Raw genomic sequence first — 20,367 nt, 5'->3', positions numbered from 1 at the left:
CCGTCAGCCGACGAGCGTCCGGACGACGGCGTCGGCGAGCAGCCGGCCGCGCCTGGTGAGCACGATCCGACGTCCACCGGTCGCGGCATGCCCGTCGACCAGCCCGTCCGCGACCAGCCCGGCCACCGACGGGCGCGCCTCGGTGGGCAGCGCGTCGAGCGGGAGCCCCGATGCCAGCCGGACGCCGAGCATCAGGCGTTCCAGCACGGCACCCTCCCCGGTGACCGTCTCCCGGCCCGCCGCGGGGCTCAGGCCGCGCTCGAGCCGGTCGGCGTACGCCCGGGGGTGCTTCACGTTCCACCAGCGCACCCCTCCGACGTGGCTGTGCGCCCCGGGGCCGATCCCCCACCAGTCGTCGCCCCGCCAGTAGCTGAGGTTGTGCCGGCAGGCGTCGGCGGGCGTGCGCGCCCAGTTGCTCACCTCGTACCAGCCGAGCCCGGCGGCCTCGAACAGGTCGTCGGCCAGCTCGTACTTGGCGGCCTGGTCGTCACCGTCAGGCAGCTCGAGCTCTCCGCGGCGCACCTGGACCGCCATCCGGGTTCCGGCCTCGACCACGAGCGCGTAGGCGGACACGTGGTCGACGCCCGTCTCCAGCGCCGACTCGACGCTGGTGCGCCAGTCGTCGAGCGACTCCCCCGGCGTGCCGTAGATGAGGTCGAGCGAGACAGCCAGGCCGGCCTCGCGGGCCCAGCGCACCACGTCCGGGATCCGCCGGGGGTCGTGCGTGCGGTCGAGCGTGGCCAGCACGTGCGGCACGGCCGACTGCATGCCGAAGGAGACGCGGGTGAACCCCGCCTCCGCCAGGGCGACCAGCGACTCCGGCGTCACCGAGTCGGGATTCGCCTCGGTGGTCACCTCGACGTCGTCGGCAAGGCCCCACCCCTCACGGACGCCGCCCAGCATGCGGGCCAGGTCCGGGACGGCCAGGACGGTCGGTGTCCCGCCGCCGACGAACACGGTGCTCACCGGGCGCGGCGGGAGGTCAGCCAGCACGGCGCGCGCCAGCTCGATCTCCCGCAACGCCGTGTCCGCGTACGCGCGCTGGCTCGCGCCGCCACCGAGCTCGGTCGCGGTGTACGTGTTGAAGTCGCAGTACCCGCAGCGCACGGTGCAGAACGGCACGTGCAGGTAGACGCCGAACGCGCGCTCGTCGGCACCCTCGAGGACCGACGCGGGCAACGCGCCGTCGTCGGGGGCGACGTCTCCCTCGGGGAGAGCCGGGCTCACTTCTTCTTCGCGTCCTTGCCGCCGGCCGACCCCGCGGGCTCGCTCGAGAGCGCGGCGATGAAGGCCTCCTGCGGCACGTCGACCCGACCGATCGTCTTCATGCGCTTCTTGCCCTCCTTCTGCTTCTCGAGGAGCTTGCGCTTGCGGGTGATGTCGCCGCCGTAGCACTTGGCCAGGACGTCCTTGCGGATGGCCCGGATGGTCTCGCGCGCGATGATCCGGGCGCCGATGGCGGCCTGGATGGGCACCTCGAACTGCTGGCGCGGGATGAGGTCCTTGAGCTTGGCCGTCATCATCACGCCGTACGCGTAGGCCTTGTCCTTGTGCACGATCGCGCTGAACGCGTCGACCGTCTCGCCCTGCAGCAGGATGTCGACCTTCACCAGGTCGGCCACCTGGTCGCCGATGCGCTCGTAGTCGAGGCTCGCGTAGCCGCGTGTCTTGGACTTCAGCTGGTCGAAGAAGTCGAAGACGATCTCGGCCATCGGCAGCACGTAGCGCAGCTCGACGCGGTCCTCGGACAGGTAGTCCATGCCCTGCAGCTCACCGCGCTTGGTCTGGCAGAGCTCCATGATCGCGCCGATGAACTCGCTGGGCGCCAGGATCGTGCCCTTGACCATCGGCTCGTGCACGTCGCCGATCTTCCCGCTGGGGAACTCGCTCGGGTTCGTCACCGTCACCACGGTCTTGTCCTCGAGCGTGACTTCGTAGACCACGTTCGGCGCGGTCGAGATGAGGTCGAGGTCGAACTCGCGCTCGAGCCGCTCCCGGATGATCTCGAGGTGCAGCAGGCCGAGGAAGCCGACGCGGAACCCGAAGCCGAGGGCGACCGACGTCTCCGGCTCGTAGTTCAGCGCGGCGTCGTTCAGCTTCAGCTTGTCCAGGGCGTCCCGCAGGATCGGGTAGTCGGTCCCGTCGATGGGGTAGAGGCCCGAGAACACCATCGGCTTGGGGTCGGAGTACCCGCCCAGCGCCTCCGCGGCGGGCTTGCTCGCGTTGGTGACCGTGTCGCCGACCTTCGACTGGCGCACGTCCTTCACGCCGGTGATCAGGTAACCGACCTCGCCGACGCCGAGTCCCTTGGTGGGCACGGGCTCCGGGGAGATGACGCCGATCTCGAGCAGCTCGTGGGTCGCGCGCGTCGACATCATGACGATCTTCTCGCGCGGGTTGAGGTTGCCGTCGATCACGCGGACGTAGGTGACGACGCCGCGGTAGGTGTCGTAGACGGAGTCGAAGATCATCGCGCGAGCGGGGGCGTCCGCGTCCCCGGTGGGCGGCGGCACGAGCTCGACGATGCGGTCGAGCAGCTCCACGACGCCCTCGCCGGTCTTGCCGGACACCCGCAGGCAGTCCTCGGGCTCGCCGCCGATGAGCTTGGCGAGCTCCTCCGCGTACTTCTCGGGCTGCGCGGCCGGAAGGTCGATCTTGTTGAGCACCGGGATGATCGTCAGGTCGTTCTCGAGCGCCAGGTAGAGGTTGGCCAGCGTCTGCGCCTCGATGCCCTGCGCGGCGTCCACCAGCAGCACGGCACCCTCGCAGGCGGCCAGGGAGCGCGAGACCTCGTAGGTGAAGTCGACGTGGCCGGGCGTGTCGATCATGTTCAGGGCGAACGCCTTATCGTCCACGCCCCACGGCATGCGCACGGCCTGCGACTTGATGGTGATCCCGCGCTCGCGCTCGATGTCCATCCGGTCGAGGTACTGCGCGCGCATGGCCCGCGAGTCGACGACGCCGGTGAGCTGCAGCATGCGGTCGGCCAGCGTGGACTTGCCGTGGTCGATGTGCGCGATGATGCAGAAGTTGCGCAGCAGGTCGGGCGTGGTCGCCGCGGGGTGGATGCGCGACGCGGCGGCTGCACTCGGGATCGGGGACAAGCGGACTGCTCCTGGCGCTGGAGTCGGGCACGCGATGGCGGCTTCCCGACGAACGGTGACCCTTGCCAGCCTGTCGGCTGTCGGTGGTCGGTCCCACCATGGTCCCATGACGGCCAGCCGTGTTCTCACCCCGCTCGAGACGCTGGGCGACCTCCAGGACCAGTTCCTCGCGACGATCCCCCACGTCGACCCGACCACCCGCGTGCCCTGGTGCGGGCGCTGGCGCGTGCGGGACCTCGTCGTCCACCTCGCGCGCATCCACCACTGGGCGGCCGGCCAGGCGAGCCGGCGGCAGGAGACACCGCTGGGCCGCGGCCCGTTCGTGCTCGAGGACCTGTACGCGACGTGCGCGGCCGAGCTGCGCGACACGCTGACGGCCCTCGGGCCCGACGCCCACGCGTGGACGCTCGTCGGCGACGGCCCGGCCTCGTTCTGGCACCGCCGGCAGACCCACGAGACGCTCGTGCACCTGTGGGACCTGCGCACCGCCGGCGGCCTCGAGCTCACGACCGATCCCGCGCTGTGGGCGGACACCGTCGACGAGGTCGTCACGGTCATGCAGCCGCGGCAGGAGCGGATGGGCCGGATGGAGCCGCTGGAGGCTCCGATCGAGCTGGTCGCGGACGACGCCGAGCGCAGCTGGCTGCTCGGCGCGCCGACCGTCCCCCGCCCCTCCGTGACCGTCACCGGACCCGCGGACGCCCTCGCCCTCCTGCTCTGGGGACGCGTGTCGCCCGACGACGAGCGGCTGGCGGTGTCCGGCGACGCCGAGGCGCTGATCGACGCCCTCGGCCGCCGCCTGACCCCGTGAGCCTCAGGCCTCGCGGGTGATACGGACCTGCACCTCGGCCTCCTGCGTCCCGGCGCCCGCGTAGATGCCCCGCAGCGGGGGCACGTCGTCGTACGACCGACCACGCGCGAGCACGACGTGGTGGTCCCCCGCGATCACGCGGTTGGTCACGTCGAAGGCGAACCACTCGCCCACCCACCACTCGACCCAGGCGTGCGAGTCGCCGAGCACCGTGCTGCCCAGCTCCGCCTCCGAGTCGGGGTGCAGGTAGCCCGACACGTAGCGGGCGGGGATGCCGATCGAGCGCAGCGCGCCGGTGACCAGGTGCGCGATGTCCTGGCAGACGCCCGCCCGTGCGGTCCACGCCTCCGAGGCCGGCGTGTGCACCGTCGTGACGCCGGGGATGTACTCGATCTCGTCGCGCAGGGCGGAGGCCACCGCGAGCGCCGCGTCGGCCGGCTCGAGGTCGGCCGCGACCCGGCGGGTCAGCTCGACCACGTCCTCGGGCGGCGCCGTCGTCGGCGTGTCGGTGAGGAACTCCGCCAGCCGGTCCCGCAGCTCGACGCCGCGCAGGGTGTCCCACCCCGCCGGCGACCGCAGCGGTCCCCGCTCGGCCACCTCGACCAGGTGCTCGGCGGTCACGACCATTGACTCGTGCGGCGCGAGCACCTCGAACGCGGTGACCGCGGTCCCCCAGTAGTCGCGGTACTCGTGCCAGCCGGTGTGCGGCTGCACGTCGAGCTTCGTCTCCAGCACCGTCTGACCGTGCTGCGAGATCGGCGTCATGCGCGCCTCGTTGTACGACGCCAGCACGGCGCTGCCGTACCGGAACGTCGACTGGTGCACGACCCGCAACCTGCTCACAGTGCCTCCTCGTTCGCCGGCCTGCGGGCGACCCGGCCCTCCGGCCCGCTCACAGTGCCTCCCCCACCCAGTGCGTCGCCGACCCGCTCGGGAAGTACCGGCCGCGGATCGCGTCCGAGGCCGCCGAGCACGCGCGCTGCACCCGTTCCATCTCCTTCGGGAGCTTGTCGAGCACCTCGATCAGCGGGCGGTACTCGAGGTTGGTGCGCACGTATCCGATGTGCCGCCGAGCGTCGTCGACGGCCGCCCTGTCGGACGTCCCCTCGAGGGCAGCCAGGCAGGCCTCCGCCTGGTTCAGCGCGAACACGATCGAGCGCGGGAACAGCTGGTCCGTCAGCAGGAACCCGGCGGCGCGCTCGTCGGACGCAGCACCGCGGTACATGCGCAGGAACGCCTCGTGCGCGCCGCACGACCGCAGCAGGGTCGTCCAGCTCGGGCCGGCCGAGCCCGCCAGCGCCCGGGTGGTCAGCAGGCGCGCGGTCATGTCGGCCCGCTCGATGGACCGTCCCAGCACCATGAAGTTCCACGTGTCGTCGCGCGACGTCGCCGAGTCGGTGATGCCCGCGACCACCGCGGCACGCTCACGGACCCAGGTGAAGTAGTCGTGCGGCCGCGCGGGGCGCATGTGCGACGGCAGCTGGTTCCACGTCGCGTTGAGGCTCTCCCAGAGCTCGGTCGAGATGGTCTCGCGAGCCCGGCGGGCGTTCTCCCGCGCAGACACCAGCGAGCCCGCGATGGAGGACGGCGCGAACCGGTCGTAGGCCAGCATGTCGAGCACGTACTCGCGGCCGACCTCGACGTGCGCGGGCGGCGGGGTGCGGTCCATGACGGACAGCAGCGACCGGCAGGCGAGGTCCTCTTCGGCCCACGGGTCCTCGAGCAGGATCTGCACGTGCACGTCGAGCAGGCGGGCGGTGTCGTCCGCCCGCTCCACGTAGCGACCGATCCAGAACAGCGACTCCGCGATGCGGCTCAGCACGGGGCACCTCCGGCGGGGAACGAGAGAGTCTGTTGCTGCTGCATGACCTGCGCGCGCACGTCGTTGGGGTTGGACTCGATCGGCACCGCCGCGTCCTGCGGGACGGCCTGCGGGCTGTCCGACTCGTGCCGGACCGCACGACGCGGCACGGCCCCGCCGAGCACCCACGTGTCCTTGGACCCGCCGCCCTGCGACGAGTTGACCACGAGCTCACCCTCGGGGAGCGCGACCCGGGTCAGGCCGCCGGGGAGCACGAAGACCGACTCCCCGTCGTTGACGGCGAACGGCCGCAGGTCGGTGTGCCGCGGCCGCAGCTTGTCGTCGATGAGCGTCGGCACCGTGGACAGCTGCACCACCGGCTGCGCGATCCAGCCGCGCGGGTCGTCCCGCAGCCGAACCCTGAGCGCGGCCAGCTCGGACGCCGAGGCCTTGGGGCCGACGACCAGGCCCTTGCCGCCCGAGCCGTCCACCGGCTTGACCACGAGCTCGTCGAGCCGGTCGAGCACCTCCTCGAGGGCGTCCGGCTCCTCCAGCCGCCAGGTGTCGACGTTGCGCAGGATCGGCTGCTCGCTCAGGTAGTACCGGATGAGGTCGGGCACGTAGGTGTAGACGAGCTTGTCGTCGGCGACCCCGTTGCCGACCGCGTTCGCGATGGTGACCGTGCCGTTGCGCGCGCACGTCATGAGCCCGGGGCTGCCCAGGAACGAGTCGTTCCGGAAGATGACCGGGTCCAGGTAGTCGTCGTCGACGCGCCGGTAGATGACGTCGACCCGGCGCCGACCCTGCGTCGTGCGCATCCAGACGCGCCCGCCCGCGCAGAACAGGTCACGCCCCTCGACGAGCTCGACGCCCATCATCCGGGCGAGCAGCGAGTGCTCGTAGTAGGCGCTGTTGAAGACGCCCGGCGTGAGCACGACGACCGTCGGCTCGTCGACCCCGGACGGCGCTGCCGCGGTGAGGGCGGCGAGCAGCCGGCGCGGGTAGTCGGCCACCGGTCGGATGCGCAGCGCGGCGAACAGCTCGGGGAACGTCTGCGCCATCGCCCGCCGGTTGGAGAGCACGTAGCTCACGCCGCTGGGCACGCGGACGTTGTCCTCGAGGACCCGCCACCCGCCCAGGCTGTCGCGGACCAGGTCGATGCCCGACACGTGCACGCGGACGCCGTTCGGCGGGTTGATGCCCCGCGCCGCGCGCAGAAAGTTGGTCGACGAGACGACGACGCTGCGCGGGATCACCCCGTCGGCGATGGCTCGCTGGGGGCCGTACACGTCCGCCAGGAACGCCTCGAGGGCGCGGACCCGCTGGGCGACCCCGGGAGCCACGTGCTCCCACTCGTCGCCCGCGAGCACGCGGGGCACGACGTCCAGCGGGAACGGTCGCTCCTCGCCGGCGAAGTCGAAGGTGACCCCCTGCGCGAGGTACGACCGCGCGAGCGTCTCCGCCCGCGCCTTGAGCTCACCGGCGCTCAGCTGGGCGAGCGCACGGTGCAGGCCCTTGTAGGCCGCGCGCGAGCCTCCGCCGTCGGGATCGATCATCTCGTCCCACGCGGGTCCGGTCGGGTAGTCGTCGAACAGGTCCGCCATGATCCGGACAGTATCCGCCCGGTGATAACGCTGCGTTACGGATCCGGTCCTCGACCAGTCGATCCCCGTCCCGCCCTCGACGAGTTCCCCCACCTGGACCGACGCGCGCACCGGTACCGTCGGCGCGTGAGCACGACCTCGGGCTGGGCCCGCCTCCGCCGATCGTTCCGCGACGCCTTCGCCCGGCTCACCGGGAAGCCGCCCGCACCCGCGCCGACGCGCGTGACCCTCCCCGACCACCGGGGGACGGTGCGGCTCGAGTACGCCCCGCGACGGGACGGCGACGCCGATCCGGGCGAGATCGTCTGGGGTTGGGTCCCGTTCGAGGACGACCCGAAGCAGGGCAAGGATCGACCGGTCCTGGTGATCGGCCGCGACGGGGCGAACGTGCTCGGCCTCATGCTCACCAGCAAGGACCACTCCCGCGACGCGGCGCTCGAGGCACGGCGCGGTCGGGTCTGGATGGACATCGGCTCGGGCGCGTGGGACTCGCAGCGACGACCCAGCGAGGTCCGCCTCGACCGAGTCCTTCGCCTGCACCCGACCGCGTTCCGCCGCGAGGGAGCCGTCGTGGACCGCGCGTTGTTCGACCGAGTCGCTGCGGCGCTGCGCGAGACGCACGGATGGTGAGCGTCGGCGGAGCCGCTGCGTGAGTCCGATCACGGGGTTCGGCGTCAGGCCTCCTGCCTGCTAACATGGCTATTCGCGTGTCCGCCCGGGTCGGCGGGCACAAGCCCAGTTCCTCTCCGCGGGTATCCCCACGCCCATGTCCCGGAGCTGTGCGCGCCCTCTAGACCTGTCAGATCGCTTCGGCGAACGCACAAGAGAGTCCACACGTGGCCAACATCAAGTCCCAGATCAAGCGCATCACCACCAACGAGAAGGCGCGTCTGCGCAACAAGTCGGTGAAGTCCGAGCTCAAGACGCACATCCGTCGCGTCCGTGAGGCCGTCGCCGGTGGCGACAAGGACGCCGCGTCGGTCGCCCTGATCGAGGCGTCGCGCAAGCTCGACAAGGCCGTCTCGAAGGGCGTCATCCACGAGAACCAGGCCGCCAACAAGAAGTCGGCGCTGGCGAAGTCGGTCGGCGCACTCTGAAGCATCTCTGAGCGGGTCACGGCCCTGCCGTGACCGCCAGCAGCCCGACGTTGAAGGCGTCACCCCGTCCGGGGTGACGTCTTCAGTGCGTTCGCGTCCTGCCCCGCACACAGTGAAGGCGTCACCCCCCTGCGGGGTGACGCCTTCGCTGCTCTCCGGCCCGATCAGGTCAGCGACCAGGTCTCCCAGGTGCTCAGCGGGATCGTGGGACGGAAGCCTGCCTCGCGCAGCGCACGGTCGTACGCCTGCGCGGCCGCCGCGCTGTCGCCGTGCATCGCGTAGCGGTCTCCCAGGTCGCGCCACGCGGACGCGGACTGCCGGGAGGCGGACATCATGCCGAGCAGGTCCGCGGCCGACTCGTACGCCCGAGCCGAACCCTCGGTGTCACCGCGCGCGTGGAGCGCGTCGCCCCGCGAGAGCTGCGCGAACGCCGTCTCCAGGCGCGGCGGGGCGCCCAACCGCTCGAGGGCCGCGTCCGCGAACCGCTCCGCAGCGTCGACGTCACCGAGCAGCAGGTGGGCGCGCGAGCTCTCGACGTCGATGCGCGAGAGGTCGAGCTCGGAACCGATGACCGCCAGCTCCGGCGCGGCGCGCTCGATCTGGTCGAGGGCCGCCCGCGGGTCCACCGGGTCGGAGCGCAGCAGGAGCCACGCGTAGTTGAGCCGCAGTCGGGGCAGGTCGCGATCCGCCTCTCCCTCGGAGAGCAGGGCGAGCGCGCGCTCGGTGTACCGCTGGGCGAGCTCGTAGTCGCGGCGCTGCTCCGCGACGAGGGCCGCGTTCCAGTAGACGCTCCCGCGACCGCGGGGTGTGCCGAGAGACTCGGCCAGCCGGACCAGCTCGGCCGCCCGGTGGGTGGCGTAGAGCAGGTCGCCGCGCTCGACGTACGCCCACAGCACGGTCGACGCGAGCCGCAGGTGCTCGTCGGTCCCGGTCAGGTCCGCCGACTCGAGGTCCGCGAGCGTCCGCTCCCCGACCTCCACGCTGCGGTGCAGATCACCGGCCTCGAGGTAGGAGGCGACGAGCGCGTTGGCCAGCTTGGCGGACTCGACATGGTGCGTCCGCGCGCGGGAGTCCGCCAGCAGCGGCTCGAGGATCGCCACCGACGCCTCGAGGTCGCCCAGAACCTCGAACGCGTGCGCCAACGTGGTCAAGGCCTCCACGCGGACCGACGGGGAGACGATCTCGAGGTCGAGCGCCTCCAGCCGGCGGCGTGCCCCGGCGGCGTCGCCCTGGGTCATGTCGAGCTTGGCGTAGTCGATCTCGAGACGCGTCCGCGCCTCGTTGGGGCCGTCTTCGCCGTGCTTCAGGTACTCGAGAGTCGTGCCCAGGCGGGTGGCCAGCACGGCGAGCGCGGAGTCGGTCGGTTCCCGATGACCCGCCTCGATCAGAGAGATGTAGCTGGGAGAGAAGGCAGAGCCCGCAAGCGCGGTCTGGGACAGCCCCGCAGCGAGCCGGGCCTCGCGAACCCGGTCAGCAATCGTGGTCATGGTCAGTCATTGTATGTGTGACGACCCCCGGATGCACCACCCCCGCAGAGGCGTAAGTCTGTGCCTCTGCGGCGCACCCGAGTGAACGGTCAGTCGATCGTCCGGCAGCAGCCGCTGGCGCCACCGGTGGTCGGGCTCACCCCTGCGCCGTCCGCCAGCGCGGCGCCCGGCGACAGCGCCAGGGACCCGAGGACAGTGAGGACGACGAGTGCGGTCTTGAGCGCTCTGGACATCGTGAGTTTCTCCTTCGACGGTCATCGGGCGATCCGAGGTGGTGCCCATGATGACGTGTGGCGGGCCCGACGTCTTCCGAATCGGGTGGGTCCGCCACTGAATGGGTGAATGTTCCCCTATCCGCCGCCCTGTGAGCAGGGGAGTCGGGCAGGTGTACAGAATTCCACCCGCGCGGCGCGGTTCACAGCGCTGAAGTTGTGGTGTCATAGATGCCATGACACCGGATGACGCGGACGGGCGGCTCGCTTACCTCGCAGCCGCGGTGGACGACGCCATCCCCCCTGCCCTCCGCCAGGAATGGGCGCAGCGGATCTCGCACGAGCCCGTCCTGGTCGCGCGGCAGGGGATCTTCTCCGACCACGGCCGGCCGTTCGCGTACCAGCTCTCCTTCCGGTCGCCGGATCAGCACACTGCGACGGCGATGTCGTGGAACTCCTACCAGCACGAGCGTGCCACCGCACACGTCCTCGGCGCGACGTTCGGGCGCGCTGATCTCGAGCATGTCGCGCACGGCCGACTCTTGTTCGTCCGCTGCCCGCGCGCCTATCTCGTCGGCGACCTGCCCATCCCCCGTCGCCCGGACCGCCTCGTCATCGAGATCAACGACGCGGTCACCGTCGACTCGGCGGTCCTCGCGGGCGTCCGACGCCTGCGCGAGGAGGGCTTCCGGATCGCGATCCCGGCGTTCGTCAGCAGCCCGAACCAGCGTCGGCTCCTCCCGCACGCCGACTTCGTCAAGATCGACGTCCGGGACCTGGATGTCGAGGGTCCGCCTGTCGTGCACCTCGCGCGGTCGCACGGCGCGCTCCTCGTCGCCGAGTACGTGGAGAGCGCGGACACCCTGCGCCACGCGCGCGACCTGGGCTTCACCCTGTTCCAGGGCAACCTGCTCGAGCGTGCCGGCGTCCTCGACCGTGCAGGAGCACGCCGCGTCAGCCTGTAGCTCGGTCGCCTGTCGGCCCGGTCACACTCGCTTGGTCCGAACGGGTGAACGGCGTCATAGCGCCGCTGCAGATGACTCTCATCCGGTGTGACCGTGCCGTCCGTCTCCCCCGCCGTACCCGCTCGGCTCCCCATCGCGCGCCAGCCCATCTGGACCGCGGGCGGTCGGCTGTACGGCAACGAGTTCCTCTACCGGTCACGCGACGGATTACCCGCCCAGGTCGACCGATGGGGCTCCGACCGCCAGGACGTGGCGACGGCCTCCGTGCTCGACGTCCTCTTCGGTGACGGCCCTCCCCTCAGCAGCACGTTCGCGTTCGTCAACATCACCCGCTCCTTCCTGGTCGACGACCGGCCGCTGCCGGCTCACGCCGGCCGGCTCGTGCTCGAGGTCGTCGAGTCCGTCACGGCCGACGACGCCGTGCTCGCCGGGCTCGAGCGCCTCAAGTCGCGCGGGTACCGGATCGCGATCGACGACTTCGCCGCGGAGCCAGACCAGGTGGCGATGATGCCCTGGGCCGACTTCGTCAAGATCGACTGCCGCGACGTCCACCGACTCGGCGACGGTCTGGTGCAGATCGCCCGTCAGCACGGGGCGACGCTCGTCGCGGAGCGCGTCTCCGACGCCGGGCTCGTCGCGGAGTGCCGCGGCCTCGGGTTCGAGCTGCTGCAGGGTGACGAGCTCGGCCCGGCCGTCACCCTCGACGTGACCGTCAGGGTCTGACGGCCCCGGCGACGCGCAGGACGGCGCGCTCGACGGCGAACTGCGGGTCGCGGCCCTCGCCCTTGACCTCGGCGTCGGCCTGCGCGACCGCCGCGATGGCGCTGGCCAGTCCCTCGGGCGTCCAGCGGCGCAGGTCAGACATCGCGCGGTCCGTCTGCCACGGCGCGAGGCCGAGGTCCCGCACCGCACCGGCACCCCGCCCGCGGACCGCCGCGACCTTGGCGAGCACCCGCAGCTTGGCGGCCAGGGCGGCGACGACGGGGACCGGGTCCACCCCGGTGGCCAGGGCGTGCCGCAGGAGCGCCACGGCCTGTCCGGCCTGACCGGCCACGGCAGCGTCCGCGACGCGGAAGCCTGTCGCCTCGATGCGCCCGCCGTAGTACCGCTCGACGGCCTCCGGGCCGATCAGTCCGGTCGTGTCGGCGACCAGCTGCGCGCACGACGCCGCGAGCTCGCGCAGGTCGCTGCCGACCGCGTCGACGAGCGCCCGGACGGCCTGCGCGTCGGCCCGGCGGCCGGCCCGGCGCAGCTCCGCGGTGACGAAGGCGCTCTTGTCGCCGTCCGACTTGATCACGTCGCACGCCACCGTCGGCACTCCGGTGGAGCGCAGGGCGTCGAGCAGCTTCTTGCCGCGCTGACCCCCACCGTGCCGGAGCACCAGCACGACGTCGGCAGGCGGGGCGGTGATGTACTCGGTCACGTCGCTGAGCAGGTCGTCCGTCGCACGCTCGAGGCCGTCGACGACGACCACCTTGTCCTCCGCGAACAGGCTCGGGCTGGTGACCACCCCGAGGGTGCCGACCGTGTAGTCGGTGGCGTCCAGGCGCGTGACCTCCACGCCGGCGTCGGCGGCACGGGCGAGCGACACCACGCGATCGACGGCGCGGTCCGCGAGCAGACCCTCGGCCCCGCTGACCAGCAGGACGGGAGCGAGCTCGACGGCCTCCCACGAGATGCCCGCGGTGCGGGCGGCTGGGCGGCGGGAGGCGGGAGGCACGGGCTCAGCCTGCCAGACGTCACTGACGTCGCGACGCAGCGCCGCGGACCACGACGAGGCGCAGCGTGCACGCACCCGCGACGGAGAGCACCACGACGCCGGCCCACCCCGGAAGCCACGCCACCTGGGCGCCCGGTGCGGCGGCGGCCGCCCGCGCGACGGCACCGATCCACCAGCAGGCCGCGCCCGAACCGAGCGCGAGCACGTGCGCACCGGCGCCCCACCACCCCGCCGTGCAGGCCGCGGCGAGCCCCAGCACCGTGGCCGGCGCGAGGGCCGGAGCCACCAGCATGTTCGCCGGGACGGCGTACAGCGCGACCGTCGGCGTCGCCGCGAGGATCGCGGGCGCGCACACGAGCTGTGCCGCGACCGGCAAGGCCAGCGCGGTCGCGAGCGGGCGTCCGCACCTCGGCGACCAGCGCTCCGCCAGAGGTCCACCCACCAGCACCAAGCCCCCGGTGGCGAGCACTGAGAGGACGAAGCCGAGCTCGGCGGCCAGCCACGGGTCGACGACGAGGAGCAGCACGACCGTCGCCGACAGCGCGGCGGGCGCGCGGTGCGGGCGACCGACCAGCACACCGAGCACGGCGACGAGACCCATCACCGCCGCGCGCAGCACGCTCGGCGAGGGGTGGACGAGGAGGACCATCGCGGCCATCGCGGCGACGGTCACGGCGGCGCGCCCGGCGCGAGGCGGACCGACCGCCGACGCGAGGGCGAGCACCAGCGCGGCGACGAGCGAGAAGTGCGCGCCGGAGACCGCGGTCACGTGCGTCAGGCCGGCCGTCCGCATCGCCGCCGCGAGCTCGTCGGGGATCGCACGCGTGTCCCCCACGCTCACCCCCGGCAGCAGCGCGCCGGCATCGCCCGGCAGCGTCGCGGCGAGCGCACGCACGCCGTCGCGCAGGCTCGAGGCCGATGCCTGCCACGGCGGAGGGGGCGAGACCACGTCGGGCGCGGCGCCGGTCAGGACCACCGCCACGACCCGGCTCCCGGCTTCGCCCGGGCGCACGCTCCCCGTCGCCGAGACCCGCGCGCCGTACGGTGCCTCCGCCCAGCTCGCCGGTCCGAGCACGAGCACCCGACCCGCGGCACCCGACGAGCGCCCACGCGCGGAGACGGCGTCGGCGGCGATGACGCACCGGACGCGTGCCGGGGCACCGGGCCAGCCGGGCGGCAGGACGGTCGGATCCTCGACGACCACACCCTCGACTCGGCCGACCAGCTCGTGCCGGGCGAGCTCGGGCAGCAGCCCGTGAGCTCGCGCGGACGTCTGGGCCGAGCCGGCGCAGAGCATGACCGCGCCTGCGGCCAGGGCGAGGCAGAGTGTCGGCACGAGGGCACGAGCCCCGCGCGGCGCTTCGAGGCGCCGGTCGCCAGGTCCACGCCGCGCGGCGTTCACGAGGCCGGTGAACGCGAGGCCAAGTACTGCGAGGCCGCAGGTCAGCGCCGTCGCGGGCGGCAGCCGCACCACGGCGAGCGCGGCGAGCCACGAGGCCACGGCGGCCGGGAGCAGTCGCACGTCGACGGTGAGCGGCGGGTCGCTGTCGTCGATGGGTGCGCCGAGGTCTGGAGTCGGTGGCGGGTATCTGGGTGTCGGTTCCAGTCCGTGGCCGGGCGCCGGTGTCGCGCCCGGGCCCGGCGACGGCGGCATGCCATGGTCGGGCGTCGGCGCTCCGCCGGGCAGGTGTTCGTCGTCGACCGGAGGCGCGACGTGCTCGGCGGCTGCAGGGTGGCAGCTGTCGACCCGCGCGGTCCGGTGCCGGGTCACACGCGGACCAGGTCGCGGAGGCGGTCGAGCAGGGTCGGCCCGATGCCTGCGACATCGGCAAGCTCGTCGACGCTCGTGAACGGGCCGTCCTCGCGGTGCGCGACGATCCGGCCGGCGAGCACGGGGCCGATCCCTGGCACCGCATCGAGCGCGGCGGCGTCCGCGGCGTTGAGGTCGACGCGGTCGTCGCCGGTCGCCGGCGCGCCCGCCGATCCCGGCGCGGCAACGGCGGACTGGTCGCCCACAGCCGGCACCACGATCTGCTCGCCGTCGACGAGCACCCGCGCGAGGTTGAGCGCACCCAGGTGGGCCTCGGCCGTGGCACCGCCCGCGGCAGCCAGCGCATCGACGACACGGGAGCCCGCGGCCAGGCGCACCACGGACGGCGCTGCCACGGCACCGACCACGTCCACCACGACCTGACCGGTCGGAGCCGTGGCCGGGGCGGTGGGACCGCTCGGCACCGGGTCGGGCAGCGACACCGCGGGGCCCGGTGTCAGCGAGACGGCGCGCAGCGCGACCGCTCCGCCCACCAGCAGCAGCACGGTGCCGGCCGCCGCGGCCAGGCGCCACGAGAGGGACCACCGCAGGCGGCGGCGAGGGCGAGACGAGCCGACGAGCGGATCGCCGTGCGACTCGACGTAGCCAGCGGCGGCCAGCTCCAGCGCCCGGGTAGTCCGTGCCGGTGCTGTCGTCGGTGGCACGCTCGGGATCGGCGAGGGCGGCGGCATCGTTGGTGTCGGCGGGGACGTCGACGGGCTTCGCGTCGGCGGGGACGTCGTCGGGCTTGGTGTCGGCGGGGTTGGCACCGGCGGGGACGTCGTCGGGCTTGGCGCTGTCGGGATCGTTGTCGGGGTGCTTGGCGTCAGCTGGGTCGCCGTCCGCGCGATTGGCAAAGCCAGGGTCTCTGTCGGCGCGATCGGCGTCGGCGGGGTCGCCATCGACACGCTCGACGTCATCGGGGTCGTTGGCGGAGCGCTGGGTGGTGAGGTGGCCGTCGTCGTGGTCCACGTCGGCGCGGTGGTCGTGACCGATGTGGGCGTTGACCGCGCGCTCGGGGTCGGCAGGGCGGCCGCCGTCATCGTTGGTGTCGGCGGGGTCGACGTGGGCGCGGGAGAGTGCGGGGTCGACGGGGCGGGGGTCGATGCAGGCGGGGGCACTATCGAGGACCACACCGGTGGGGCCGGCACGGGACTGCTCGGCGGGGCCGGACTCCCGGTCGTGTGGGCCGATGGCTCGGGCGTCCAGCCCGGCGGGAGCCGTTCGTCCGGGGACGTGGCCGGGGCGTTCGGCGGCGGCGCGAACGCTCGGGTCCGGGGCGGTCGGCGGGGCGTGGTGAGCGCGGTCAGCCGGGAGCCCGGGGCGAGGTCGCGGTCACGGCGTGGCACCCGCAGAACCTACGGTCGCGGGCCCATCGCGGCCGGGGCTTAGTGGGCGCGGCACAGCCCGTCGGCCTGGACCCGGGGGCTGTGGGCGGCTCGCTCGGAGGGTCGATCGGGCGAGTCGATCGCGCGGGTCGATCGGGCGAGTCGATCGCGCGGGTCGATCGGCCGAGTCGATCGGGCGGGTCGATCGGCCGAGTCGATCGGGCGGGTCGATCGGGCGAGTCGATCGGTCTAGTCGACAGCGCGGGGCGATCGCGACTCGACCGCGCGGGTCGATCGCGCGTCGAATCGATCGGGCCGATCGGGTGAGCGCGCGTTCAGGCGTCGGCGACGACGATCGCGAGCAGGCCGGGTCCGGCGTGGGCGGCCAGGACGGCGCTGGACTCGCAGACCGCGGTCTCGACCAGCCGGTCGCCGGCCGCCGCGACGACCTCGGCGGCGAGGGCTTCCGCGAGCTCGGGCTGCCCGAGGTGGTGCACGGCGACGCGCGCGGACGAGCGTCGGGCGACGTCGGCGACGGCGAGGGCCACCAGACGGTCGCGAGCGGCCCGACGGGTGCGCACCTTCTCGAGGACGTCGATGCCACCGGCGTGCAGCGTGAGGATCGGACGCAGCCCGAGCACGATGCCGATCGCGGTCGCCGGCACGCTCAGTCGCCCGCCGCGTCGGAGGTGGTCGAGCGAGTCGACCAGGAACCAGACCCGCGTCGACGCCGCGACCGTGCGCGCGTGCTCGGCGACCTCTCCACCGGACGGGAGTCTTGCCTCGGGCAAGGCGCGGGCGTGCCACCAGGCTCGGGCGGCCGCCAGCGGGCCGGTCGCGGGAGCGGCGGTGACGGCGACCTCCGGTCCGGCGGAGAAGCGGGCTGCGTCGAGCACGGCGAAGCCCAACGCCATCGCGACGACGCCGGAGTCGACGACGTGCACGGGGACGGACGACGACTCGGCGGCGAGCCGAGCTGCACGGACCGTGCCCGACAGCTCGCCGGACAGGTGGATCGAGACGATCTCGCGGGCTCCCGACGCGGCGGCGCGCTCGTACGCGGACGCGAACGCGGCGGGCGGAGGCTGCGACGTCGTGACCGTCACGCCCTTGGTCAGCGCGGCGAGCAGGGACTGCGGTGACAGGTCGACGCCCTCGACGTGCCGCTCGCCGTCGACGACCACGTCAAGCGGCACCACGCCGACGCCCCACCGCTCGGCGGCCCCCTCCGGCAGCGACGCGGTCGAGTCGGTGACGATCGCCACCGACGGCTGCTCGGGCCGACGGCGGACGGGCACGGCGATCAGGCCGGGACGACGTTGACGAGCTTGGGTGCCCGGACGACGACAGTCCGGATGCCACGGCCGTCGAGCGCGCGCTGCACGCCCACGTCGGCCAGCGCCAGCTCGCGCAGGTCGTCGTCGGAGATGTCCGGGGCGACCTCGGCGCGGCCGCGCACCTTGCCCTGCACCTGGAAGATGCACGTGACCGTGTCCTCCACCAGGTAGGCGGGGTCCGCGACCGGGAACGGCTCGTGCGCCAGAGAGCGCTCGTGGCCCAGGCGCGACCACAGCTCCTCCGCCACGTGCGGGGCGACCGGCGCGGTCATGAGCACGAGTGCCTCGACGGCGGCGCGGGGCGTCGTCGGCAAGGTGGTGAGGTGGTTGTTCAGCACGATGAGGCGCGAGATCGCGGTGTTGACGCGCATGGCCGACATGTCCGCCGTCGTGTCCGCGATCGCCCGGTGCAGCACCCGCAGGGTCTCCTGCGACGGCGCCTCGTCGGAGACCACGGTCGCGCCGGTGGTCTCGTCGACGACGTTGCGCCACAGCCGCTGGAGGAAGCGCTGCGAGCCGACGACCGCGCGCGTCTCCCACGGGCGGGACAGGTCGAGCGGGCCCATCGACATCTCGTAGACCCGCAGCGTGTCGGCGCCGTAGTCGGCGTACATCTGGTCGGGCGAGATGGCGTTCTTCAGCGACTTGCCGATCTTGCCGTACTCGCGGAACACCTCCTTGCCCTTCCACGAGTATCCCGACGGCACGCCGGCGTCCTCGACCACCTCGGCCGCCTCGACGTAGGTACCCCGCGCGTCGGTGTACGCGTACGCCTGGATGTAGCCCTGGTTGAACAGCTTGTGGAACGGCTCGCCACTGGAGAGGTGGCCCAGGTCGTGCAGGACCTTGTGCCAGAACCGCGCGTACAGCAGGTGCAGGACCGCGTGCTCGACGCCGCCGACGTACAGGTCGACGCCGCCGACGGAGTCCGGCTTCTGCTCGCCGTGGCCCGGGCCTATCCAGTACTGCTCGAGCGCCGGGTCCACCAGGGCGGTGTCGTTGGTCGGGTCGAGGTAGCGCAGGTAGTACCAGCACGACCCCGCCCAGTTGGGCATCGTGTTGGTGTCGCGGCGGTACTGCTTCGGGCCGTCGCCCAGGTCGAGCGTGACGTGGACCCAGTCCTCGTTGCGGCCCAGGGGCGGCTCGGGGGTGGAGTGCGCGTCGTCCGCGTCGAACGTGCGCGGCGAGTAGTCCGGCACGTCGGGCAGGTTCACCGGCAGGGCCGACTCCGGGACGGCGAGCGGCAGGTCGTGCTCGTCGTAGACGATCGGGAACGGCTCGCCCCAGTAGCGCTGGCGGCTGAACAGCCAGTCGCGCAGGCGGTACGTGATGGTGCCCTCGCCGACGCCCTTCGCGGTCAGCCAGTCGGTGATCGCCGCCTTGGCGTCGGCGACCGGAAGCCCGTCCAGGCTCACCTCGTCGTTCGACGAGTTGATCGCGACGCCGTCGCCGGTGCGCGCGCCGGGCTCCGTGCCCTCGGGGGCGTCGATCGTGTAGACGACGGGCAGGTCGAACGCCTGCGCGAACGCGAAGTCGCGCTCGTCGCCGCCCGGCACCGCCATGATCGCGCCGGTGCCGTAACCCATGAGGACGTAGTCGGCGGTGAAGACGGGCAGCAGCTCGCCGTTCACGGGGTTCTGCGCCAGGTGGCCGGTGAACACGCCGGTCTTGCGGCCGGCGTCGGCCTGCCGCTCGACCGCGGTCTTGGAGGCCGTCTCGGCACGGTAGGACGCGACGGCGTCGGCCGGGCTGCGGTGGCCGCCCGTCCACACGTCCTTCGTGCCGTCGGGCCAGGCTGTCGGCACCTCGTCCAGGAGCGGGTGCTCGGGGGCGACGACGACGAACGTCGCGCCGAACAGCGTGTCCGGTCGGGTGGTGAACACCTCGACCTGGTCGCCGCCCTGCACGGCGAAGCGCACGCGGGCACCCGACGAGCGGCCGATCCAGTTGCGCTGCATCGCCTTGACCTTGTCGGGCCAGTCGATGTGCTCGAGGTCGTCGATGAGGCGGTCGGCGTAGGCGGTGATCCGCATGTTCCACTGGCGCAGGCTGCGCTGGAACACCGGGAAGTTGCCGCGCTCGGAGCGGCCGTCGGAGGTGACCTCCTCGTTGGCCAGCACCGTGCCCAGGCCCGGGCACCAGTTGACCGGCGTCTCGGAGACGTACGCCAGCCGGTGCGTGTCGAGCACGCGCCGGCGAGCGACCTCGTCCAGGCCCGCCCACTCCGACCCGCGCCGCCCCGCGTCGTACTCGGCCACCAGCTCCGCGATCGGGCGCGCACGGCCGACGCCGCCGTCCGGACGCGGCGCCGTCTCGTCGTACCAGGAGTCGAAGATCTGCAGGAAGATCCACTGCGTCCAGCGCACGTAGCCCGGGTCGATCGTCGCGAACGTGCGGCGCGGGTCGTGGGCCAGGCCCAGCCGGCGCAGCTGGCGCTGCATGATCTCGATGTTCGCCTCGGTGGTGGTCCGCGGGTGCTGGCCCGTCTGCACCGCGTACTGCTCGGCGGGCAGGCCGAACGCGTCGAACGCCAGCGCGTGCAGCACGTTGTCGCCCTGCATGCGGCGGAACCGGCCGACGACGTCGGTGGCGATGTAGCCGAGCGGGTGCCCGATGTGCAGCCCCGCGCCCGAGGGGTACGGGAACATGTCCATCACGAAGAACGCGGGCTGCGCGGCGTCCGCGTGGTTCCCGTCGCCGTCGGTGAGGTCGCCCGACGGGTTGGCCGCGAAGAAGGTGCCGCGGTCCGCCCACTCGTCCTGCCAGCGCAGCTCGATCTCCCGCGCGAGCTCAGCCGTGTAGCGGAAAGGCACGTCGTCGGAGGCGGTCGGGATGGCGGCGGGGGCGTCCTGCGAGGTCACCCGGCGAGTTTACCGACCGGTGGCGCTCCCCCCGCACCCCGGCCGGGTGCGGCCGGCTCCCCCGCCGTATGCTCCGGACATGTCGGACAGCACGCCAGCGTCGGCCTCCGGCTCGTCCGCGGCMGACCTCGCCGCCTTGCGCGCGGCCGCCGCGCAGGCCGCCGCCGAGGCGGCTGAGGCGAAGGCGCAGGCGGCTGCGGCGGCGCTGGCAGCCGCGGAGGCGGCGGCCG

Annotated in this window: 17 protein-coding genes; 5 read left to right on the top strand and 12 right to left on the bottom strand. The window is 73.1% G+C overall.

The genetic code is table 11. The annotated features are described in order from the left end of the window. Nucleotides 1-3: 3 nt before the first annotated feature. Nucleotides 4-1,227 (bottom strand): radical SAM family heme chaperone HemW, encoded by a 1,224-nt coding sequence (gene hemW / locus ACXJKA_RS12175; RefSeq protein WP_456825466.1) that lies wholly within the window; start codon nucleotides 1,225-1,227, stop codon nucleotides 4-6. Further along, nucleotides 1,224-3,104, bottom strand: a complete 1,881-nt coding sequence (gene lepA / locus ACXJKA_RS12170) for a translation elongation factor 4 (protein WP_456825465.1) — start codon at nucleotides 3,102-3,104, stop codon at nucleotides 1,224-1,226. The genes hemW and lepA overlap by 4 nt, the downstream gene beginning before the upstream one ends. Nucleotides 3,105-3,210: 106 nt before the next feature. Here lepA and ACXJKA_RS12165 point away from each other — a divergent pair, with 106 nt between their 5' ends. Beyond that, nucleotides 3,211-3,915: a maleylpyruvate isomerase family mycothiol-dependent enzyme gene (locus tag ACXJKA_RS12165; RefSeq protein WP_456825464.1), complete on the top strand. Its 705-nt coding sequence runs from the start codon at nucleotides 3,211-3,213 to the stop codon at nucleotides 3,913-3,915. Nucleotides 3,916-3,918: 3 nt separating this feature from the next. Here the strand turns inward: ACXJKA_RS12165 and ACXJKA_RS12160 are convergent, their stop codons facing one another. Genes ACXJKA_RS12160 through ACXJKA_RS12150 form a run of 3 tightly spaced genes read right to left on the bottom strand, consistent with a single transcriptional unit; the run spans nucleotide 3,919 to nucleotide 7,320 of the window. Next, complete coding sequence (locus ACXJKA_RS12160) at nucleotides 3,919-4,758, bottom strand: transglutaminase family protein (protein WP_456825463.1); 840 nt, start codon at nucleotides 4,756-4,758, stop codon at nucleotides 3,919-3,921. Between the two features lie 49 nt (nucleotides 4,759-4,807). Continuing rightward, a complete protein-coding gene (locus ACXJKA_RS12155; RefSeq protein WP_456825462.1) occupies nucleotides 4,808-5,737 on the bottom strand; it encodes an alpha-E domain-containing protein in 930 nt (309 codons plus the stop codon). Then, nucleotides 5,731-7,320 carry a circularly permuted type 2 ATP-grasp protein gene (locus ACXJKA_RS12150; protein WP_456825461.1) on the bottom strand — a complete coding sequence of 530 codons (1,590 nt, stop codon included), beginning with the start codon at nucleotides 7,318-7,320 and terminating at the stop codon, nucleotides 5,731-5,733. Before ACXJKA_RS12150 ends, ACXJKA_RS12155 begins: the two co-directional genes overlap by 7 nt. A gap of 126 nt (nucleotides 7,321-7,446) precedes the next feature. On the opposite strand from ACXJKA_RS12150, the gene ACXJKA_RS12145 reads away from it, so the two are divergent. Then, nucleotides 7,447-7,950, top strand: a complete 504-nt coding sequence (locus ACXJKA_RS12145; protein ID WP_456825460.1) for a type II toxin-antitoxin system PemK/MazF family toxin — start codon at nucleotides 7,447-7,449, stop codon at nucleotides 7,948-7,950. A gap of 206 nt (nucleotides 7,951-8,156) precedes the next feature. After that, complete coding sequence (rpsT, locus tag ACXJKA_RS12140) at nucleotides 8,157-8,417, top strand: 30S ribosomal protein S20 (protein ID WP_456825459.1); 261 nt, start codon at nucleotides 8,157-8,159, stop codon at nucleotides 8,415-8,417. A 164-nt stretch (nucleotides 8,418-8,581) separates the two neighbouring features. Here the strand turns inward: rpsT and ACXJKA_RS12135 are convergent, their stop codons facing one another. Together ACXJKA_RS12135 and ACXJKA_RS12130 are read right to left on the bottom strand one after the other, a co-directional pair. Then, nucleotides 8,582-9,904 (bottom strand): helix-turn-helix domain-containing protein, encoded by a 1,323-nt coding sequence (locus ACXJKA_RS12135; RefSeq protein WP_456825458.1) that lies wholly within the window; start codon nucleotides 9,902-9,904, stop codon nucleotides 8,582-8,584. Nucleotides 9,905-9,993: 89 nt separating this feature from the next. Next, complete coding sequence (locus tag ACXJKA_RS12130; protein WP_456825457.1) at nucleotides 9,994-10,137, bottom strand: hypothetical protein; 144 nt, start codon at nucleotides 10,135-10,137, stop codon at nucleotides 9,994-9,996. 215 nt (nucleotides 10,138-10,352) lie between these two features. On the opposite strand from ACXJKA_RS12130, the gene ACXJKA_RS12125 reads away from it, so the two are divergent. Continuing rightward, a complete protein-coding gene (locus ACXJKA_RS12125; protein ID WP_456825456.1) occupies nucleotides 10,353-11,081 on the top strand; it encodes an EAL and HDOD domain-containing protein in 729 nt (242 codons plus the stop codon). 87 nt (nucleotides 11,082-11,168) lie between these two features. Further along, nucleotides 11,169-11,804: an EAL domain-containing protein gene (locus ACXJKA_RS12120; protein ID WP_456825455.1), complete on the top strand. Its 636-nt coding sequence runs from the start codon at nucleotides 11,169-11,171 to the stop codon at nucleotides 11,802-11,804. Here the strand turns inward: ACXJKA_RS12120 and holA are convergent. From holA to leuS, 5 genes are all read right to left on the bottom strand, one after another. After that, entirely contained in the window at nucleotides 11,794-12,801 is a 1,008-nt protein-coding gene (holA, locus tag ACXJKA_RS12115; protein WP_456825454.1) for a DNA polymerase III subunit delta, read from the bottom strand. The genes ACXJKA_RS12120 and holA overlap by 11 nt on opposite strands. A gap of 19 nt (nucleotides 12,802-12,820) precedes the next feature. Continuing rightward, complete coding sequence (locus ACXJKA_RS12110; RefSeq protein ID WP_456825453.1) at nucleotides 12,821-14,323, bottom strand: ComEC/Rec2 family competence protein; 1,503 nt, start codon at nucleotides 14,321-14,323, stop codon at nucleotides 12,821-12,823. A gap of 245 nt (nucleotides 14,324-14,568) precedes the next feature. Beyond that, entirely contained in the window at nucleotides 14,569-15,276 is a 708-nt protein-coding gene (locus ACXJKA_RS12105; protein ID WP_456825452.1) for a ComEA family DNA-binding protein, read from the bottom strand. 998 nt (nucleotides 15,277-16,274) lie between these two features. Further along, nucleotides 16,275-17,204 (bottom strand): DegV family protein, encoded by a 930-nt coding sequence (locus ACXJKA_RS12100; RefSeq protein ID WP_456825451.1) that lies wholly within the window; start codon nucleotides 17,202-17,204, stop codon nucleotides 16,275-16,277. Between the two features lie 38 nt (nucleotides 17,205-17,242). Next, entirely contained in the window at nucleotides 17,243-20,137 is a 2,895-nt protein-coding gene (gene leuS, locus ACXJKA_RS12095) for a leucine--tRNA ligase (protein ID WP_456825450.1), read from the bottom strand. Nucleotides 20,138-20,367 lie beyond the last annotated feature (230 nt).

It is taken from the genome of Cellulomonas sp. P5_E12, assembly GCF_054049315.1.
Note: the sequence above shows the minus strand (reverse complement) of the source record. Positions and strands in the feature narration are given on the sequence as shown.